Annotated in this window: 13 protein-coding genes; 6 read left to right on the top strand and 7 right to left on the bottom strand. The window is 63.3% G+C overall.

What is annotated here, in order from left to right:
• Positions 1-2: 2 nt before the first annotated feature.
• From O4H53_RS13945 to O4H53_RS13915, 7 genes are all read right to left on the bottom strand, one after another.
• Entirely contained in the window at positions 3-1,763 is a 1,761-nt protein-coding gene (locus O4H53_RS13945; protein WP_269364598.1) for an ABC transporter ATP-binding protein, read from the bottom strand.
• Positions 1,760-2,602, bottom strand: coding sequence for an ABC transporter permease (locus O4H53_RS13940; RefSeq protein WP_269364597.1), 843 nt, complete (start codon positions 2,600-2,602; stop codon positions 1,760-1,762). The genes O4H53_RS13945 and O4H53_RS13940 overlap by 4 nt, the downstream gene beginning before the upstream one ends.
• Positions 2,599-3,603 carry an ABC transporter permease gene (locus O4H53_RS13935; RefSeq protein ID WP_269364595.1) on the bottom strand — a complete coding sequence of 335 codons (1,005 nt, stop codon included), beginning with the start codon at positions 3,601-3,603 and terminating at the stop codon, positions 2,599-2,601. Before O4H53_RS13935 ends, O4H53_RS13940 begins: the two co-directional genes overlap by 4 nt.
• A complete protein-coding gene (locus O4H53_RS13930; protein WP_269364593.1) occupies positions 3,600-5,135 on the bottom strand; it encodes an ABC transporter substrate-binding protein in 1,536 nt (511 codons plus the stop codon). The genes O4H53_RS13935 and O4H53_RS13930 overlap by 4 nt, the downstream gene beginning before the upstream one ends.
• Positions 5,136-5,161: 26 nt before the next feature.
• Complete coding sequence (locus O4H53_RS13925; protein WP_269364591.1) at positions 5,162-6,115, bottom strand: arginase family protein; 954 nt, start codon at positions 6,113-6,115, stop codon at positions 5,162-5,164.
• A gap of 125 nt (positions 6,116-6,240) precedes the next feature.
• Positions 6,241-8,049, bottom strand: a complete 1,809-nt coding sequence (locus tag O4H53_RS13920; protein ID WP_269364589.1) for an acyclic terpene utilization AtuA family protein — start codon at positions 8,047-8,049, stop codon at positions 6,241-6,243.
• A 247-nt stretch (positions 8,050-8,296) separates the two neighbouring features.
• Positions 8,297-9,217 carry a helix-turn-helix domain-containing protein gene (locus O4H53_RS13915; protein ID WP_269364587.1) on the bottom strand — a complete coding sequence of 307 codons (921 nt, stop codon included), beginning with the start codon at positions 9,215-9,217 and terminating at the stop codon, positions 8,297-8,299.
• A gap of 196 nt (positions 9,218-9,413) precedes the next feature.
• Here O4H53_RS13915 and O4H53_RS13910 point away from each other — a divergent pair, with 196 nt between their 5' ends.
• From O4H53_RS13910 to O4H53_RS13885, 6 genes are all read left to right on the top strand, one after another.
• Complete coding sequence (locus tag O4H53_RS13910; RefSeq protein ID WP_269364585.1) at positions 9,414-10,427, top strand: carbon-nitrogen hydrolase family protein; 1,014 nt, start codon at positions 9,414-9,416, stop codon at positions 10,425-10,427.
• A 178-nt stretch (positions 10,428-10,605) separates the two neighbouring features.
• Entirely contained in the window at positions 10,606-11,886 is a 1,281-nt protein-coding gene (locus O4H53_RS13905) for an ABC transporter substrate-binding protein (protein ID WP_269364583.1), read from the top strand.
• Complete coding sequence (locus tag O4H53_RS13900; RefSeq protein WP_269364582.1) at positions 11,883-12,635, top strand: ABC transporter ATP-binding protein; 753 nt, start codon at positions 11,883-11,885, stop codon at positions 12,633-12,635. The genes O4H53_RS13905 and O4H53_RS13900 overlap by 4 nt, the downstream gene beginning before the upstream one ends.
• Positions 12,632-13,351 (top strand): ABC transporter ATP-binding protein, encoded by a 720-nt coding sequence (locus tag O4H53_RS13895; RefSeq protein WP_269364580.1) that lies wholly within the window; start codon positions 12,632-12,634, stop codon positions 13,349-13,351. The genes O4H53_RS13900 and O4H53_RS13895 overlap by 4 nt, the downstream gene beginning before the upstream one ends.
• Positions 13,348-14,256: a branched-chain amino acid ABC transporter permease gene (locus O4H53_RS13890; protein WP_269364578.1), complete on the top strand. Its 909-nt coding sequence runs from the start codon at positions 13,348-13,350 to the stop codon at positions 14,254-14,256. The genes O4H53_RS13895 and O4H53_RS13890 overlap by 4 nt, the downstream gene beginning before the upstream one ends.
• Positions 14,253-15,242: a branched-chain amino acid ABC transporter permease gene (locus O4H53_RS13885; protein ID WP_269364576.1), complete on the top strand. Its 990-nt coding sequence runs from the start codon at positions 14,253-14,255 to the stop codon at positions 15,240-15,242. Before O4H53_RS13890 ends, O4H53_RS13885 begins: the two co-directional genes overlap by 4 nt.
• The last annotated feature ends 6 nt before the right edge of the window (positions 15,243-15,248 follow it).

Raw genomic sequence — 15,248 nt, 5'->3', positions numbered from 1 at the left:
GCTCAGGCGACTTCCAGCACCCGATCCAGAAGCGATCTTGTATAGGTGTGCTGCGGCGCGCCAATGACATCTGCCGCTGCGCCCTCTTCCACAATGCGGCCTTCGTTCAGCACGATCACCCGGCCCGCGATTGTGCGGACGACTCCCAGGTCGTGGGTGACAAACAGGAGCGAAAGGTCACCGCGCATCAGATCATGCAACAGTTCCAGGATCGAGGCCTGAACCGACACATCCAGCGCCGAAGTGACCTCGTCGCAGATCAGCAGGCTGGGTTTGCAGACCAGGGCACGGGCGATGGCCACCCGCTGACGTTCCCCTCCCGAAAGCTCTGAGGGGAAGCGGTCAGCCAGCTGCGGCGGCATCGCCACCTGCTCCAGCGCGTCCCCCACTGCATCCCGAACCGATCCGTTTCGCCGCCCACCCGCAATCCGCAGCGCTGCTCCGATACTGTCGCCAACCGTGCGCCGGGGGTGAAGCGACCCGTAAGGGTTCTGGAACACATATTGCATGTCGCGGTGCATCCAGCCCGGCCGCTGGCGGATGGTCGGCGGCACCGGCGTTCCGTTGAACCGGACCTCGCCATCGAAGCTGCCGTGAAGCCCGATCAGGCAACGCGACAGGGTTGATTTGCCACTACCGGATTCGCCCACCAGAGCCGTGCATGTACCGGGCTCGACCCGGAAAGAAATGTCGTGGAGCACCTGATTGCCGGAATACCCGGCGGAAAGCCCGGACACTTCCAGTACAGGCTTGGCAGCCGCCGGGGGGCGGTCGCGCAACACCTCAGCCGCTACAGGGTGCGGCACCACAGCGCCGCGGATGCAGCGCAGCCGGCCTTCGCCATGCGGCACGAGAGAGGGAAGCGCTTTGCGGCAAGCGGGCTGCACCAGGTCGCAGCGATCTGCAAAGAGGCAACCGGGGATTGCCGGCCGCTCGGCCAGCACAGGCACACGCCCCGGTATCCCGTGCAGGGCCTTGCGTCTTCGCGTGGTTGGCATGGCTTGAAGCAATGCGCGGGAATAGGGATGCGCCGGAGCCTCAAAGAAACGGTCACGCGGAGCGGTTTCGACCACCTGTCCCGCGTAGAGCACCATCACATCGTCGGCCACCGCCGAGATCACGCCAAGGTCATGGGAGATATAAAGGCTGCTCATGTTCAGATCGCGATTGAGCTGCGCGACGAGGTCCAGAACACTGGCCCGTGTCGAGACGTCAAGAGCGGTTGTAGGTTCATCGAGGACAAGCAGGCGTGGATGCGACACGATGGAAACCGTGAGACCAACCCGCTGCAACTGACCACCCGAGAGTTCGCCGGGGTAGCGTGCAAGAAAGCCCGCGTCGGTCGGCAGGCCCACACGTTCCAGTGTTTCACAGACGCGCTGACGCGCATCAGAGGCCGATAGCCGGTCCTGCCCGGTGCGCAGCCTTTCGGTCATCTGCCGCAGGATCGGGATCGCCGGGTTCAGGGCGCTGGATGCGTCCTGTGGGACATAAGCGACGACCGGCCCGCGCGCCCGGCGGCGTGCTTCGCCCCCCAGCGCCAGCAGATCGGTCCCTTCGACGTTGAAACTGCCCCTGGCGATGCGCAGGCCCGGCGCGGCGTAACCCAAAAGCGCCTTGCCGATGGTGCTTTTGCCGGAACCGCTTTCGCCCACCAGCCCCAGCACCTTGCCGGGTGCGATGGAAAAGCCGATCTCTTCGACGATGGGAAGGCCTTTGCGGGTCTCTACCCGGAGGTCCCGCAGATTTACGGTTTCACTCATTCGGTCCCTCCGGTCCGGCCGATCGCGCGGGTCACCCCTTCGGCAAAGAGATTGCAGCCAATGGAAAACAGCGCAATCAGCACGATGGGGGCCAGAACGGCGAAGGGCTGCACCGACAGGGCGTTGCGGTTCTCGTTCACCATGAGGCCCCAATCGGCGGCCGGCGGCTGAATGCCGTAGCCGAGAAAACTCAGACCGGCCAGAAGCGAGATCGACCACATCATCCGCAGACCGAACTCCACCAGCAGCGGCGAGGTCGTGTTGGGCAGCACCTCGGCCCAGAGCACACGCCAGGCACGCATGCCGACGGACCGCGCCCATTGCACGTATTCCTGCCGCACCACATCCATTGCCACCCCGCGCATCACCCGCGCCACGCTGGGTGCCTGCGAGACGCCGACCACAATGGTCAGCAGCCCCTTGCCGGGGCCAAGCATGGTGACAAAGAGCAGGGCGAAAACGATGCTTGGGAATGCGAGTTTCAGCTCGACCACCCGCATCAGGACGGTTTCCGTCCAGCCCTTGAAGAAGGCGGCGGAGAGCCCCATCGCCGTGCCAAGCGCAAGGCCCAGCAAGGTGGCGCAAAAGGCCATCCAGACCAGATCCTGGCCACCATGCATGACGCGCGACAGCACGTCGCGTCCCAGATTGTCGGTGCCAAGCGGTGCGCCCTCGGTCGGCAGGCCGTAGGGGGCGCCAACAAATTCCGAATGTGTATGCGGCGATACCAATGGCCCGATGAAGGCGATAGCAGCAACAAGCAAGATCAGCGCAAAGCCCACCTGCGCCAGCCGGTTGCTTGCGATCTGAACAATGTATCCGTGACGAGACTTGTTCATCGTACCCCTCCCCGGCCCGGCGGTGTCAGGGCCATGGTGATCAGGTCGGTCACGATATTGGTGGCGAAGAAGATCAGCGCGATGGTCAGCGTGATCGCCTGCACCACCTTGATGTCCCGCGCGCCGACCGCATCGGCCAGTGCCGTGCCAAGACCGGGAAAGGCAAAGACATATTCGATCACCACCACGCCCCCGAACGAGATGGCAAAGATCGTCCCGGCCGCCTGCACCGCCGGGACCAGCGCGTTGGGCACCGCCTGGCGCCACAGCACATTGCGCCGGGGCATACCCTTGAGCCGTGCGAATTCAACGTAATCGCTGGCCAGAACGTCGATCATCGTCGCGCGGACCAGACGGTAAAAATAGGAGGCCTGCAGCAGCGCCAGCGTCAGGACCGGCAGAGCGATCTTGGGCAGCTGCATCCAGATCGAAACTCCCGGGCTCAGCAGGGCGACACCGGGAAAAATATGAAACACCTGCACGCTGAGCAGCAGGACCAGCAGCAGGGCCAGCACGAATTCGAGCATGGCATTCAGTGCGATGCCGAAGAACAGGATCACCCGGTCCGAGACTCGGTCTGCATTCACGGCGGTATAGACGCCCAGCACCAGCGACAGGGGAAACGAGATCAGGAAGGACAACAGGACAACCACAACCGTATTGGACAGCCGCGTCTGCAGAATATCGAAGACCGGCTGGCGCGACACGAAGGACACACCGAAATCGCCCTGCAAGAGATTGCCGGCCCAGATCAGGTATTGCCGCCAGACCGGCGCGTCGAGGTTGAGCGCGCTGCGCAGCCGGTCCACCTGTTCCGGTGTGGAATCCCGGCCCAGCACCATCTGTGCAATGTCGCCCGGAAGGGCCTGTGTCGCTGCAAAGACAAGCACCGACATGATGCACAGCAATAGCACACTGCTGGCAAGGCGCCTGGCAATCATGCGCAGGGTGGCACCTGCGCGGTTCGAACCGCGCAGGAGGTTTCTTGTCTGGTCACTCATGCCTTCGACACAAGCCTCAGGTGATAGAACGGTGAGCCGCTGACGTAGGTTTCGACACCCTGCACATGGGCCCCGGTCGCGTTCAGCGTGTTCGAGAACCCCCAGATGATGTTGCCGCCGCGTTCATATTCGATCCGGCGCATTTCCTGAATCAAGTTGCAGCGTTCGGCCTCGTCCGATGTCGCAGTTGCCTGTTCGAACAGGTCGATGAACTCTTCGTCATGCCAATGGGTGTTGTTGGAGGATCCGCCCGGCATGAGGCTGCGCGCGGCGACGGGAAGGTAGGTATCTGACAGGAAATCCACACCGAAGGTCCAGTTGCCGTAGTTCGCGATATAGGAGGCTTCGTCCATCACATTGGCGCGGATGTTGATACCGGCCGCACGGGCCTGTTCGGACAGGATTTGCGCACATTCAACCATGCCGCTGGTGCCCGAAGTCGTCGCGATCTCGACATCCAGATCGGACTGGCCTGCCTCTGCAAGAAGCTCTATCGCTCGCTCGATGTTTGGCGTCCGCTGCGGCACATCCGTATCGCCGCAGGGTGCAATTGTGCGGCCCTGCATGTCGTTGCCGACTTCACCGTATCCCGACAAGGCAATTGCCACCATCTGCTCTCGGTTTGCGATCAGACGGATCGCCTCGCGCACGCGGGGGTCGTCGAAGGGCGCGACATCGGTGCGCATATAGATCGGGATCGACAGGCTGCTGGGATTGTTGACCAGCGACAGGGCCGGATCGGCCTCGATGATGCGCGCCTCGCTGATCGGCACGTTGTAGACCATATCGACCTGGCCACCACGCAGCGCGTTCATCGATGCGGTCGCGTCCGCCACATTGACGACCACCAACTGTTCGACCTTGGCAGGGCCACGGAAATAATCATCGAACCGGGCAAATTCGGATTCGCGCCCCGGCGTGAATGACGTGAGCTTGAAGGGCCCGGTTCCGACAGCCGTTTCAGGGTCGAAACCGCGTGGCACCATGCGCAGATAGCGGTTGGCCCAGATGTCCCGGAACGGCCCGTAGGGTTTTTTCAGCCGGAAGACCACGGTCAGATCGTCCAGGGCTTCGACATTTTCAGCATCGATGAAGCTGATCAGCGATGCGCCCCGGGTCGGGTTGTCCGGGTCCAGCATCCGTTTGACAGAATAGACGACATCTTCGGCGGTAAAGGGTTCGCCCGCATGGGTGGTCACACCGGACACGATCTTGACCTTCCATTCGGTGGCATCCGCATTGGGCATGAAGCTCTCGGCCAGGACGTTCACGACCGTCGCATCGGGCGCATAGTCGCACAATCCGTCAAAAAGGTTGGTGAAACGGATGATGTCGGTGATCTGGGCACGCGTGCGGTGCGGGTCGAGGGAATCGCTGGTGCTGCCATTTGCTGCGACGCGCAGCGTGTTGGCATCCTGCGCAAAGGCAGGCAGGGACAGGCCGGCACCCAGCGCCGTACCCATCGCGAATGTCCCGATCCCGCCAAGTACCCTGCGGCGGCTGGGGCCGGTTCCGTTTTTTGCGTAAGTCATGGTTTTTCCCTTGTTGGCATTATCGTTCATGAAGTCTTGCTGATGCTTCTGGCGGCCGCCTCTGCCGCCTTCACCATCAGCGGCGCGATCACCGAAGGGCCGCGCGGATCGACATCGGGGTCAAAGGCGGTGAAGCAGCAGGCAAGGATCCGGAACCTCTTTGCGATCATGTCCAGACCCGTCGCCACCTGCCCATCCGTCAGGCCGCCATCGGCGCAATGCCTGCTTGACCGCAGGACGCTCGGGTCCATGCAATCGTTGTCGATGTGGACATAGACCTGACTGCACCGGGTGCTGAGCACGTCCAGCGCGTGACCCAGCGCTGCCTCAAAGCCCAGTTTCTGAATGACCGGAGGGTCGATGATGGTGCCCATCGCACGCGCGCCGCCGGTACGGCCGCCTTCGGCATATTTCTCGTGAATGCCGACCGAGATGATGCGCTCTTCGGGGATCTCACGAAAACCGGGCACCCGCTGCCGGTAACGCGGCCAGCAATGGCCCGCAATGGTCGAGGTCAGCATGCCTTCGATAAACCCGTTGGAGGAGGTATCGGGCGTTTCCGCATCGGCATGGGCATCGAACCAGATCATGCCAATCGGCCCTTCGGCGACACCGACGCCACCGACCATGCCGAAACAGGCCGAACAGGTGCCCGCTGTCACGATGGGTATTCTGCCCTGGCTTATGGCGTCGCTCACCACAGCGGCAAGGCGGATGTTCTGCACCAGAATCCGGCCCATCTGATCGCCCACGGGGATCGTGCGATAGTCACCGCCATTCTCCGCGTCATTGGCGCGCTCCGCGTTTTCGATCATGTGGCAGTCGACGTCGGAAAATACGGCGCGCAGGGCGGCGGGCGCATGTTCGTCCTGCATCAAAACTTCGGGGCCCACCGCCATTGCGTTACCCGGAACACGACCACGGTCGCCGCAGTGATACGGAAGCCCGATCAGCGAAACAGGTGTTTGATTGGCCGTCACCTCAAATCCTCCGTCGGTATCTGATAAAACGCTAGCAGCAGGGAATTTGGGGCCCTATCGACAGAAATGCCGATATACCCAGTCGGCATGACTCCAAAGCGGGACACGCCCACTTTACCGCGATTTCACGGGGCATTACCTTGCATTGCCGCGGCAAGGGCGGTGGGCACAAGAACCGGGAAATCAGCCAGCTGGTGCGCCAGCCCCCGGCCCATCGCGTCAAAGCGAAGCGAGGCCACCGCGCCGCCGTCCAGCGCCTCGTCGATCAGGAAGTTGAAGGCATGAAGGCCTGGCAGCTCGTATTTCCGGACTTTCGGGTTGGACGGGTCCGCGAGGATATGAACAAACCATGTGGCAACGGCCTCTTCTGTAAGCCCGGCGTTGATATGGGGCACAAAATCAGGATCGCGGGCGATCACACCGATATTGACCTTGTCCCCCTTGTCGCCAGAGCGCATCCACGCCAGCGTGCTCAAAGGCACCTCAACCGTAGCGGCAATATCACCGGCCTTTGGCAGCGGCGCATTCGGTGCAAGCATCTCCCGCCGGAACGGTGCCGACGGCAGAACCGGGGGCACGCTCACGGTCTCACCCGCTGCCGTGATCCGGGCTGGAACCCTTGCCGCGTCCATCAAAAAGGCGCTCATACGCATCTTGCGGCTGACAACCGGAGCGCCAAGCCGGTTGGATGTGCCCGGCGCCATGGAGGCCAGCGATGCCCCGGCGACGCGGGTCAAAAGCTCCGCGCCGGCCCGGTCGGCATGGTCCATAACCACCCGGAACACCGCCTCGCGGGTGTCCATATCCTTAGGCCGCTGCGCCCCGTAGCTTGCCCCGGCGCCGATCACCTCGGAGGCCGCGGCGGTCCAGTTCCCCAGATTGCGATCCCGCAACAGCGTTTGACAGCGCGACAGAATGGCCTCGCCCGTCTTCTGCGCCATTTCAGCCGCGCTGCGTCCTGTTGTGACACCCGAAAAGACGCCCTGCCAGCCGTCATCGCTCAGGGCGAATACCTTGTATTTACCCGACGGCGGTTGGCCCCTCGCGCCCCAGACCCGGACCTGATCCTCGGCCAGCACCTCCAGCTGAACATTGCTGAAATCGCAGGTCACTTCCGGCATGGCATAGGCCTGAGGATCGCCGATCTCGTAGAGGATCTGCTCGGCCAGACTGCCGGTCGATATCTGCCCCCCTGTCCCCGCAACCTTGCTGAACACCGCCGTGCCATCGGCGAGACAATCTGCGATGGGAAAACTCATGTCGGCCCAGTCGACCTCGCGCCAATCGCTGAAAATACCGCCAGAGGGCTGCGCCCCGCATTCCAGCAGGTGCCCGATCAGGACACCCCCTGCGAGGCGGTCGTAATCCTCCATCTTCCAGCCGAATTCGTGGATCAATGGCCCCACGATCAGGGCCGAGTCGACGACGCGCCCGGTCACCACGATATCGGCACCCGTCGCCAGCGCCTGCGCAACCGGCCAGGCGCCGAGGTAGGCATTGGCGCTGATCAGATCATGCGGGACCGGTTTGCCGGTGAACATGTCATCGAAGGATTCCTTGCCATCCGCAATCTGCGGGAGGACGTTGTCACCATCGACAACCGCGATCTTCGGCGACAACCCAAGCCCCTCAGCCATCGCTTTGAGCGCCTCGGCACAGGCGTGAGGTTGCAGGCCGCCCGCATTGGTGACAAGGCGAATTCCCTTGTCCAGCATCTGCTTGAATTCACGCTCAAGCTCCGGCCCGATCAGGTCGATACCGAACCCGCGCCCCGGCTCCGCCATATCGCGGGCCTTCATCTTCGAGACTGCGACTTCGGTCATGAAGTCGATCACGATGTAATCGACCTCTCCCTTGCGCACCATCTGTGGCAAGGACAGCGTCATGTCGATCGAACACCCCGCACCGATCCTGATTGAACGATTTGTGGTCATGTGCGCTCCTCCACCGGAACCTTCTGCCCCGGACAATTCTGTCAGAGGGTCAGCGCCGCGCGGCTTCTTCACTGCACGCAGCGGTCATTCCGGTTTCCTTCTAGTGCAGCCCAGGAACGCTCCACCTATATCAACACGGTATAACCGCGGCAGGGAGTTCGGAGGACCGGCGACGGTGACCGACAGCCAATGTCACAAATCCGAATCGCTGTTTTCCATGAAAAGGGGGCCAAGAGGCCCCGGCCTGTCAGCTCAGGTTCCGCCAGTTTCTGGCGCTGGTGCCGTAGCGCTGCCGGAATGTCCGGCTGAAATGGGAAAGATCTCCGAAACCACATGACAGGGCAACGTCCGTGATCGACCTTTTCGCCTGTGCCGGGTCCCGCAGGATCTGCGCCACCTGTTTCAGCCGTTGCTCCGCCACCCATTGAGACGGCGAAACCCCATCAAGCTGGAACAGGCGTTGCAGGGTGCGCAGGCTCATCCCCTCGGCCGCCGCCACATGCGCAAAATCGAGATCGGGATCGCGCAGCTGATCCCTGAGACACCGCTTCACCCGTTCCAGGCGGCTTGTCTGGGCGTCGCCCTGCATTTCGGTGCGTTGCCGGATCGCGGTTGCCAGCATCTGTGCCGTGACCGTTTCCATGCCCGCAAGATCCGCATCTGTCAGGCTGCCGCCCTGTTCCGTCATCTGTCGTATGAAGCCCGCCGCGATCAACCCTGCCTTGGCCTTGCCGTCGAACCGTCTGGCTGTCTCCTGGCTGAGACATGGCAAATGATCCGCCAGCCTGTGCCGGGGCAGTCGCAGGATGACCTGCCGGAACGGGCTGTCGAACGCGAGGCGATATGGCCGGTCCGTCATGTAGCAACCGAAGTCACCCGGATCGAGCCGCGCCTGCCTTCCATCCTGTTCGATAAAACCGTGCCCCTCGATCTGGAACGCGAAAAGCATGTCATCATGTGGATCGCGACGCAGATTGGCTTGCGTCCGTTCCGTGATCTGAGTGGTGGAATGAACGGTGGAAAGCCGGTTGGACCCGGGCACCGCCGCGCTGACATGGCCAAAGAAATCCTCGTCGCTGGAAGAGCTTTCAAGCCGGACAAACCGCGACCAGAGTTGCGAGCGCCACGTCTCCCAGACGCGCCGGGATTCTGTCGAATTGCCGCGCAAGATCTCCCTCCCCGTCAGAATTCATGCAGCATGATCTGCCTGTGGCGTCCAAAGTCAAACGATTTGTCGTCGCACGCAAAGTCGCGATCCACAAGTTGTGCAGAGATGTCCGGCAAGGCCTCAACCAGCAAAAGAGCGCCAGAAGTGACGGCCCGCCGCACGTCGGCGGACGATGCCAACAAGGAAGGATATATTGATGAAACCGTTCAAGGCCGCCTGTGTGCAGGCCGCTCCTGTCTTTCTGAATCTCGACGCTTCGATCGAGAAGGCCGGGGACCTTACCGCAGAAGCGGCCCGCGCCGGGGCCAAACTGATTGCGTTCCCCGAGACATGGCTGCCGGGCTACCCCTGGTGGATCTGGACCGGTGCACCCGCCGAGGGTGTCGGTTTCCTGCCCGAGTACCATGAAAACAGCATGGCGGCAGGTTCGCCCCAGATGAAACGTCTGCAGCAGATCTGCCATGACAATGCGATCACCATGGTCATGGGCTATTCCGAACGCGCGGGCGGCAGCCGCTACATGAGCCAGGTCATCATCGGCGAGGATGGCACCATTCTGCTCAATCGCCGCAAGCTCAAGCCGACCCATGTGGAACGCACGATCTTTGGCGAAGGCGACGGATCGGACCTGATGGTGGTCGACAGCCAGATTGGCCGCCTCGGCGCGCTGAACTGCTGGGAACACGTGCAGCCACTGGTCAAGATGTCGATGTATGCACAGCACGAGGAAGTCCATGTTGCCGGATGGCCCAGCTTCTGCGTTTACCGTGACCTTGCCTATGCGCTGGGGCCGGAAGTGAACAACGCCGCCTCGCAGGTCTATGCGGTGGAAGGGTCCTGCTATGTTCTGGCCGCCTGCGCCATCGTCAGCCAGGAGATGATCGACCGGGTCGCCGGGGACAGCGCCGAAAAGGCGCATCTGCTGAACCCGCGCACCTCGAAGCCCGGCGGCGGCTTTGCCCAGATCTTCGGCCCGGACGGTCGCCCGCTCTGCGAGCCGCTGGCGGAAGACGAGGAAGGCATTCTCTACGCCGATCTCGATCCGGCTATGCTGGCCATTGCAAAGGGGGCCGCTGATCCGGCGGGCCATTACGCGCGGCCCGATGTGCTGAAGCTGGTGGTCAACCGCGAGAAACGCAACGTGATGGAAGAACGGAACGGAACCGGTGCTTTCACGCCGGTCCCCTACGAGGACGCGGCAGAGGTCTAGGCCCCCGCGTTGGCCAGGCCCTGTCAGTCTCCTGTTTCGCGCCGTTCTCCCCGGGCGATGCGACGGCTGACAGGGCCCAACTGACGCCCGCCGATCCAGTGGTGACGCGGGCGTCGGCCATACCCGGAAACCGGGAAAATCAATGCCCATCAAAGGGTAAACCAACAGGGAAACGATCATGACACATATCAAATTGAACCGACGTCAGTTCTCCGGCCTTCTGGCCTCAACCACGCTTGTCCTGTCCGCCCGTGGGGCGCTGGCGCAGGATGCCGACACCATCCGCATCGGCTTTGTCAGCCCCCGCACAGGGCCGCTGGCGGGCTTCGGCAAGACCGACGGTTACGTGCTGGAACAGGTCCGCGCCGCCCTGACCGATGGCATCGAGGTCGCGGGCAAGAGCTATACCGTCGAGATCCTCGACCGTGACACCCAGTCCGACCCGGCCCGCGCCGCGCAGTTGGCCAAGGAGCTGATCAACGAGGGCGTCGACCTGATGCTGGCCGTCTCTACCCCCGAGGTGATCAACCCGGTATCGGACGCCTGCGAGGCGGCGGGCGTGCCCTGCCTTTCCACCGTCATGCCCTGGGAGGCCTGGTACTTTGGCCGTGGCGCCAAGCCGGGAGAGCCCTCCCCGTTCAAATGGACCTATCACTTCGGCTTTGGCGTGGGCGAGATTTTCAAGACCTATACGTCGACCTGGCCGCAGATCGAGACCAACAAGAAAGTCGGGGTAATGTATCCCAACGACGCCGACGGAAATGCCGTGCGCGCGGTCCTGGCACCGCAACTGGCCGAGGCAGGCTACACCATCGTCGATCCCGGCGCATATGAGACCGGCACCACCGATTATTCGACCCAGATCGCGCTGTTCAAATCCGAGGGGGTCGAGATCATCAACTCCTTCCCGATCCCGCCCGATTTCGCCGCCTTCTGGCGTCAGGCGGCCCAACAGGGGCTGGCGCGCCAGATCAAGATCATGCAGACCGCCAAGACCGGCCTTTTCCCCTCCGAGATGGAGGCGATGGGCTCGCTCGCCGAAGGCATGGCCTCGGCCGCCTATTGGCACCGCGACTTCCCCTATGCCTCACCCGTCACCGGCCAGACAGGTCACGAACTGGCTGACGGTTGGGAAGCCCAGAGCGGCGAACAATGGACCCAGCAGCTTGGCGCGACGCTATCGCTTCTGGATGCGGGCATTCTCGCGCTGAAGGCCGCGAGCGATCCGAAGTCCAAGGAAGCCCTGCGCGATGCCATCGCAACGCTGAACGTGGAAACCATCGGCGGCAAGGTCGATTTCACCTCCGGCCCGGTGCCCAACGTGGCCCATGGCCCGATCCTCGGCTCGCAATGGGTGAAGACAAAGGAAGGTCCGTTCGATCTGGATTACGTTCTGGTCAACAACGCGACCGATCCGAATGTCCCGATCACTTCCCAGCTCGCGCCCTATAACGAATGAGCGGGGCGGTGGCACAGGCCGGACAGGAAGCCCGGCTCACGGGCACGGGCATCCACAAGTCCTTTGGGGCACTGCCCGTGCTGAACGGAATCGATTTCTCGCTGACCTCGAATGAGGCGGTGGGCATCATCGGGCCGAACGGTGCGGGCAAGTCCACCCTGCTGGGCGTCCTGGCCGGTGCCACCCGTCTCACGAAGGGCACGATCCAGCTCAACGGCGATGACGTGAGCGCCCTGCCCGCGCGCGACCGGGCGGCCATGGGGCTGGTGCGCACGCATCAGATCCCCAAGCCGTTCTCGGGGATCACCATCTTTGAGAACGTCCTGGTCGCCGCGACCCATGCCGGATCGCGGCGCAAGGGTGAGGCCTATGACCTGGCGCTGGACGCGCTGGATGTCTGCGGCATGTTGCCAGTGGCCAACCGACCGGCGGAAAGCGTCGGTCTGCTCGACCGCAAGCGGCTGGAGCTGGCCCGCGCACTGGCCACCTCGCCGCGCCTGCTGCTGCTGGACGAGATCGGCGGCGGGCTGACAGATGCCGAAGCCTCCGAGCTGGTGGACACGATCCGCTCCCTGCGCGCGCGCGGCATCGGCATTGTCTGGATCGAACATATCGTGCGCATCCTTTTGCAGGTGGCCGAACGGCTGGTCTGCATGGACGCGGGCCGCATCATCGCCGAGGGAGCCCCGGAAAAGGTCATGTCCGACGCGCAGGTCGTCTCGGCCTATCTCGGGGGGGCCCCGGCATGAGCATTCTGCGCGTCACCGACCTTGATGTGCGCTATGGCCAGTTCCGCGCCGTGCGCGATGTGAGCTTCAACGTCGAACAGGGAGAGATCCTTGCCATCGTTGGCGCCAATGGCGCAGGCAAAACCACGCTTTTGAGGGCGCTGGCCGGGGCCAACCCGGTCAAGGCCGGAACCGTCCACCTGAGCGGCACAGACATCACCCATATGCCCAGCCATCTGCGCGTGGCCTCCGGGCTGGCGCTGGTCCCCGAGGGGCGCAAGCTGTTCCTCGACATGACGGTGGAAGAAAACCTCAAGCTGGGCCGCACCGTGGGCCGGATGGGCGACTGGACGGTCGAGCGCATCTTTGAAACCTTCCCCAACCTCGTCAAACGCCGCCATGCCGCAACCGGCACCATGTCGGGCGGTGAACAACAGGCAACGGCCATCGGGCGGGCGCTGATGTCGAACCCCGATGTGCTGATCCTCGACGAGGTCAGCCTCGGGCTGTCGCCGCTGGTGGTCGATCAGGTCTATGCCTCGCTCGAAGGGCTGATGACGACGGGCACGACAATCATTCTCGTTGAGCAGGACCTCTCGCGCGCCATGGCCGTGGCGGACCGGGTGGTCTGCATGCTCGAAGGGCATGTGGTGCTCGACAGTCCGATGGGTGCGACCACCCGCGAGGCGATCACGGCGGCCTATTTCGGCACCGCTCCGCAGGGGGAACACGCATGACCAATATCCTGATCCAGGCCGTCCTTTTGGGCGGCTATTACGCCCTCATTGCCTGCGGGCTGGCCTTCATGTTCCAGGTCATGCGGGTCATCAACCTCGCCCATGGTTCGCTGGCCGTGGTCAGCGCCTATGCGGTCTGGAGCCTTTCGGACAGTTTCGACATGTCGCCCTTCATCGCTTTGCTGGCGGTTGTACCGGTTATGGGCGTGGCAGGCTGGTTGCTGCAACGGCTGGTGCTGGAACGTGCAGTGCGTGGGGGTGAACTGTTGCCGGTGCTGTCCACTTTTGGCCTCGCCATCGTGCTGGACAACCTGCTGTTCCAGCAGTTCGGCGCTGACACGCGGTCGCTCTCGCCCTTCGTCGGCGACCTCAGCTGGGAGGCTTTCGAACTGCCCGGGGGCATCTATGTGGGCAAGTTGCCGGTCTACATCCTGATCGCGGTGATCGTGATCATCGGCGGACTGGACCTGCTGCTGAAGCGCACCGCCCTTGGCCGGCAGATCCGTGCCACCGCGACCGACCCTGACACCGCGGGGCTGGTCGGGGTGGACGCGCGGCGCGCTGCCGGGATCGCTGCGGCACTCGCCACCATGACCGTCGCCGTCTCCGGCGCAGCACTTGGCCTGCGCGGCACATTCGACGCCTATGCCGGCGCGCCGCAGCTTTTGTTCGCCTTCGAGGCGACGATCATCGGCGGCGCAAGGTCGCTTTGGGGCGTGCTTGCCGGGGCCATCGTTCTGGCCGTGGCGCAATCTGTCGGCGCACAGATCCACCCGCAGGGCTTCTTGCTGGGCGGCCATGTGGCGTTTCTTATCGTCCTGTTCATCCGCCTTGCGCTGAAGGGCAAGGCGCCGCTGCGACTGGCAAAGATTGCGCGGCTTACCCGGAAAGGAGCAGCACAATGACCATCCACCGCTGGACCTGGCAGTCCAAGCTGGCCTTTGCCCTGGCCACCGGGGTGATCCTGATCCTCGCGCTGGTCCCGACCTTTGCCACAGACAGCGTGATCGAACGGCTGACGGTGCTGTTCATCTATGTGATCCTCGCCGCGATGTGGAACGCGCTGGCGGGTTATGGCGGGCTGGTCTCCATCGGCAACCAGCTGTTCTTCGGCCTCGGTGCCTACATGACGATCCGGCTGGCCGATGCGGGGATCAACCCCTTTACCGCCATGCTGCTGGGTGCCGGGATCATTGCCGGATTGTCCTGGGTGCTGTCGCTTTTCATGCTGCACCTTCGCGCGGGCGAGTTCGCCATCGGCATGTGGGTGCTGGCCTCCATCGCGCATCTTTGCGTCAATCTCGACCCGCTGATCCAGGGTGAAACCGGCACCTCGCTGATTTCACTGAACGCCTATGCCATCGCGGACCGGCGGATGATGATCTTCTGGGCGGCGCTGATCGGCATGGTGGGGCTGCTGGCGCTGCTGTTCGCGGTGCTGCGCACGCCCTCGGGGCTGGCAATGCAGGCGATCCGCGACAATGAGGAGGCGGCGGATTCCATCGGCGTCAACCCGATGCGCACCAAGCGGCTGTTCTTTGTGCTCGCGGGCTTCGGCACCGCCGTCGCCGGGGCGCTCTGGCTGGCGCAGGTCTCGGCCTTTCAGCCCAAGACCTACTTCAGCGTGCAATGGACGGCCTATATGATCTTCATGGTGCTGGTCGGCGGCTTGGGCCGGTTCGAGGGCGCGATCCTTGGCGCGCTGATCTTCTTTGCTGCGGAAACCTGGTTCGCCGATACCGGCGTCTGGTATCTGATCGGCCTTGGCGCGGCGGCGCTGCTGTTCTCGCTGCTGTTGCCCAAGGGGCTCTGGGGCTGGATCGCCACAAGGACAGGCGTCAGCCTGATGCCGCTGGGCTACCGCGTCCAGATGGAAACCCCTTCAAAATAGGGAAAG

The sequence above is a fragment of the Sulfitobacter sp. G21635-S1 genome (assembly GCF_027213915.1).
GTDB lineage: Bacteria > Pseudomonadota > Alphaproteobacteria > Rhodobacterales > Rhodobacteraceae > Sulfitobacter.
This window is presented reverse-complemented; position numbering and strand designations above follow the sequence as displayed.

What these genes read in the sequence shown, in the direction of transcription:
- O4H53_RS13945 (WP_269364598.1), bottom strand. Translation starts at nt 1,763, where the DNA reads ATGAGTGAAACCGTAAATCTGCGGGACCTCCGGGTAGAGACCCGCAAA.
- O4H53_RS13940 (WP_269364597.1), bottom strand. Translation starts at nt 2,602, where the DNA reads ATGAACAAGTCTCGTCACGGATACATTGTTCAGATCGCAAGCAACCGG.
- O4H53_RS13935 (WP_269364595.1), bottom strand. Translation starts at nt 3,603, where the DNA reads ATGAGTGACCAGACAAGAAACCTCCTGCGCGGTTCGAACCGCGCAGGT.
- O4H53_RS13930 (WP_269364593.1), bottom strand. Translation starts at nt 5,135, where the DNA reads ATGACTTACGCAAAAAACGGAACCGGCCCCAGCCGCCGCAGGGTACTT.
- O4H53_RS13920 (WP_269364589.1), bottom strand. Translation starts at nt 8,049, where the DNA reads ATGACCACAAATCGTTCAATCAGGATCGGTGCGGGGTGTTCGATCGAC.
- O4H53_RS13910 (WP_269364585.1), top strand. Translation starts at nt 9,414, where the DNA reads ATGAAACCGTTCAAGGCCGCCTGTGTGCAGGCCGCTCCTGTCTTTCTG.
- O4H53_RS13905 (WP_269364583.1), top strand. Translation starts at nt 10,606, where the DNA reads ATGACACATATCAAATTGAACCGACGTCAGTTCTCCGGCCTTCTGGCC.
- O4H53_RS13900 (WP_269364582.1), top strand. Translation starts at nt 11,883, where the DNA reads ATGAGCGGGGCGGTGGCACAGGCCGGACAGGAAGCCCGGCTCACGGGC.
- O4H53_RS13895 (WP_269364580.1), top strand. Translation starts at nt 12,632, where the DNA reads ATGAGCATTCTGCGCGTCACCGACCTTGATGTGCGCTATGGCCAGTTC.
- O4H53_RS13890 (WP_269364578.1), top strand. Translation starts at nt 13,348, where the DNA reads ATGACCAATATCCTGATCCAGGCCGTCCTTTTGGGCGGCTATTACGCC.
- O4H53_RS13885 (WP_269364576.1), top strand. Translation starts at nt 14,253, where the DNA reads ATGACCATCCACCGCTGGACCTGGCAGTCCAAGCTGGCCTTTGCCCTG.